Source organism: Verminephrobacter aporrectodeae subsp. tuberculatae At4 (genome assembly GCF_000193225.1).
Lineage (GTDB): Bacteria > Pseudomonadota > Gammaproteobacteria > Burkholderiales > Burkholderiaceae_C > Acidovorax > Acidovorax aporrectodeae.
The window spans coordinates 1-3755 of record NZ_AFAL01000143.1; the positions used below are offsets into that span (position 1 = coordinate 1).

The following is a 3755-nucleotide window of genomic DNA, read 5'->3' on the forward strand; positions in this document are numbered from 1 at the left end:
GCTGGCCAACTGGGCGTAGATGTCGCCCAGGTTCTCCTGCGCTGCGGCGTAGCCCGGGTTGCTGCGCAGCGCCATCTCCAGCGCTGCGCGGGCCTCGTCGAGCTGGTTCCGGCTGGCGTACAGCACGGCCAGATTGTTGTAGGGCTCGGGCAGTTCGGGGTAATCCTGGGTGAGCTCGGTGAAGGTGGCGATGGCCTGCGCCGGCTTGCCGGACTCCATTTCGGCCACGCCGCGCAGAAAGCGCAGCTGCAGGTCGCGCGGCTGGGCGGCCAGGCGCTGCTCGGTTTCGGTCAGCGCCTGCTGCGCCTTGCCGGCCTGAAGCAACCGGGTGATGTCGGCATGGTCGTCGGCCTGGGCCGCGCCCGTACCCATACTCAGCAGGGCGCTCAGTGCCAGCGGACGCAGCAGACGTGAAAACAGGCGCAGGACTTGCTTCATGGAGGATATGCCAAAGGGGTGCCGAGCGGGGCTTATACTGCCACGGATTGTAGTCCGGGGTCCCCCGCTTGGCCGCCCGCTGCAGTTGGGCAAAGCCCTTCGCCGCCCCATTCCATTGCCCCCTGTTACCGTCAATCCCATGAGTCTGCGCATCTACAGCACGCTATCGCGTGCCTTGGAGGAGTTTTCCCCGCTCGAACCCGGTCATGTGCGCATGTACGTGTGCGGCATGACCGTGGACAACCTGTGCCACGTCGGCCACGCGCGCATGCTGATGGCCTTCGACGTGGTGCAGCGCTGGCTCCAGGCCAGCGGACTGCGCGTCACCTACGTGCGCAACATCACGGATATCGACGACAAGATCATCCGGCGTGCGCTCGAGCGCGGCATCACCATCGCCGCCCTGACCCAGGAAATGATTGCCGCCATGCACGCCGACATGGCGACCCTGGGCATCGATCCCCCACGCAGGAGCCCCGCGCCACGCACTATGTGCCCCGGATGCTGGCGCTCATCGGCGCACTCGAGGCCAAGGGCCTGGCATACCGCGCCAGCAATGGCGACGTGAACTACGCGGTGCGCAGGTTCCCGGGCTACGGCAAGCTCTCGGGCAAGTCGCTGGATGAACTGCGTGCCGGCGAGCGCGTGGCGGTGTCCGACGGCAAGCAGGACCCGCTGGACTTCGTGCTGTGGAAGTCCGCAAAACCGGAAGACCCCCCACAAGCCCGGTGGGACAGCGCCTATGGCACGGGTCGCCCCGGCTGGCATATCGAGTGCTCGGCCATGAGCTGCGCCACCCTGGGCGAGAGCTTCGACATCCATGGCGGCGGTGCGGACCTGCAGTTTCCCCACCACGAGAACGAAATCGCCCAAAGCGAAGGGGCCACGGGCAAGCCGCTCGCGCGCCTGTGGATGCACAACGGCTTTGTGCGCGTGGACGACGAGAAGATGAGCAAATCGCTGGGCAACTTCTTCACCATCCGCGACGTGCTCCAGCGCTACGGCGCCGAGACCGTGCGCTTCTTCATCGTGCGCACGCATTACCGCAGCGCGCTCAACTACAGCGACGCCCATCTGGACGACGCGCGCCAGGCCCTCAGGCGTCTGTACACGGCGCTGAGCCTGGTGCACCCGGCGGACGACGGGGCGGCCATCGACTGGGCCGCGCCCCATGCCGCGCGTTTCAAGGCGGCCATGGACGAGGACTTCGGCACGCCCGGGGCCGTGGCCGTGCTGTTTGAACTGGCCGGCGCGGTAAACAAGACCCGCGCGCCCGATTTGGCCGGGCAGCTCAAGGCGCTGGGCGGCATCCTGGGGCTGCTGCAGGGCGACCCCGAGGCCTTTCTGCAGGCCGGTGTGGAAGCGGTGGACACGGACGAGATCCAGGCCCGGATCGCGGCCCGCGCAGCGGCCAAGGCGGCGCGCAATTTTGCCGAGGCCGACCGCATCCGCGATGCGCTGCTGGCCCGGGGAATCGTGCTCAAGGACTCCGCGGCGGGAACCACCTGGGAAGCCGCGCCGTGATCCCCGTGCTGTTCATGCCGTGGATGGAAGGCCCTTGCGGGGCACAGGGAGCACGCAGTGGTGGCGGTTAAGAAACCCATGCCCTCCGACGCGCCGCACGCCGCGTCCGTGCACGCCACGCCCGGCTACTGGGCCGAGGCCTGCAAGCACCTGATGAAAAAGGACCGGGTGATGAAGCGCCTGATCTCCCAGTCCGGGGACGTGGCACTGCAAACGCGCGGCGACGCGTTCACCACCCTGGCGCGCAGCATCGTCGGGCAGCAGATTTCCGTGAAGGCGGCGCAGACCGTGTGGGAGCGCTTTGCCGCGCTGCTGCGCAGCATGCAGCCCGCGAGCGTGCTCGGACTGCGCGCCGAGGACATGCGGGCCGCGGGCCTGTCGGCGCGCAAGGTCGATTACCTGCTGGCCCTGGCCCTGCATTTCGAGCAAGGCCGGGTGCACGTGCAGGACTGGGTGGCGATGGACGACGAGGCCATCATTGCGGAACTGGTGGCCATCCGCGGCATCGGCCGCTGGACGGCCGAGATGTTCCTCATCTTCCACCTGATGCGGCCGAATGTGCTGCCGCTGGACGACGTGGGGCTGCTCAACGGCATCAGCCGGAGTTACTTCTCGGGCGACCCCGTGAGCCGCAGCGACGCCCGCGAGGTGGCCGAGGCCTGGAGGCCGTGGTGCAGCGTTGCGACTTGGTATATTTGGCGCTCGCTGGACCCCCTGCCGGTTGCCTACTGATGTCCCTCCCCGCAACCCATACCGGCACATGAAGCTGCGCCGCCAGGGAGGCGGGCTGCGCGCTGGCGCTGGCCCGGGGCGCATGCGGGCAAGCCGGGGAGCGTGTGCTGTTCGATGCGGCCCTGCGGGGCGCGACCCAAGGAGAAAACGGTGGTGAAAAAAACCTTTCTGGATTTCGAACAGCCGATTGCCGAACTCGAATCCAAAATCGAAGAACTGCGCTACGTGCAGACCGAGAGCGCGGTGGACATCTCGGAAGAAATCGACCTGCTGAGCAAAAAAAGCCAGCAACTCACCAAGGACATCTACAGCGACCTGAGTCCCTGGAAGATCACCAAGATCGCGCGCCACCCCGAGCGCCCCTACACGCTCGACTACCTGCGCGACATCTTCACCGGCTTCGTCGAACTGCACGGCGACCGCCACTACGCGGACGACCTGTCCATCGTCGGCGGCCTGGCGCGTTTCAACGGCCATGCCTGCATGGTGCTCGGCCACCAGAAGGGCCGCGGCACGAAGGAGCGCGCGCTGCGCAACTTCGGCATGAGCAAGCCCGAGGGCTACCGCAAGGCCCTGCGCCTGATGCTGACGGCCGAGAAGTTCCATCTGCCCGTGTTCACCTTCGTCGACACGCCCGGCGCCTATCCCGGAATCGACGCCGAGGAGCGCGGCCAGTCCGAAGCCATAGGGCGCAACATCTTCGAGATGGCGCAGCTCGAGGTGCCCATCATCACCACCATCATTGGTGAAGGCGGATCGGGCGGCGCACTGGCCATCAGCGTGGCCGACCAAGTGGTGATGCTGCAATACGCCATCTACTCCGTCATCAGCCCCGAAGGCTGCGCCTCCATTCTCTGGAAAACCAGCGACAAGGCGCAGGAAGCGGCCGACGCGCTCGGCATCACGGCGCATCGCCTGAAGGCGCTGGGTCTGGTGGACAAGATCGTGAACGAACCGGTCGGCGGCGCGCACCGCGACCACAAACAGATGGCCGCGTTCCTCAAGCGCGCCCTGGGCGACGCGTTCCGCCAGGTCGCGGACCTCAAACCCCGGGACCTGCT

Annotated in this window: 3 protein-coding genes and 1 pseudogene; 3 read left to right on the forward strand and 1 reads right to left on the reverse strand. The window is 67.1% G+C overall.

Annotated elements, in window-relative coordinates; translation table 11 throughout:
• Positions 1–438 (reverse strand): tetratricopeptide repeat protein (locus VTU_RS0105160; RefSeq protein WP_010101512.1); only part of this gene is annotated, 438 nt, incomplete at its 3' end.
• Between the two features lie 139 nt (positions 439–577).
• On the opposite strand from VTU_RS0105160, the pseudogene cysS reads away from it, so the two are divergent.
• From cysS to VTU_RS0105175, 3 genes and pseudogenes are all read left to right on the forward strand, one after another.
• Positions 578–1962: pseudogene (gene cysS / locus VTU_RS25775) on the forward strand (cysteine--tRNA ligase).
• A gap of 78 nt (positions 1963–2040) precedes the next feature.
• Positions 2041–2694 carry a DNA-3-methyladenine glycosylase family protein gene (locus tag VTU_RS0105170; protein ID WP_010101518.1) on the forward strand — a complete coding sequence of 218 codons (654 nt, stop codon included), beginning with the start codon at positions 2041–2043 and terminating at the stop codon, positions 2692–2694.
• A gap of 150 nt (positions 2695–2844) precedes the next feature.
• Positions 2845–3755: acetyl-CoA carboxylase carboxyltransferase subunit alpha (locus VTU_RS0105175; RefSeq protein ID WP_010101520.1), on the forward strand; the 911-nt coding region annotated here is incomplete at its 3' end.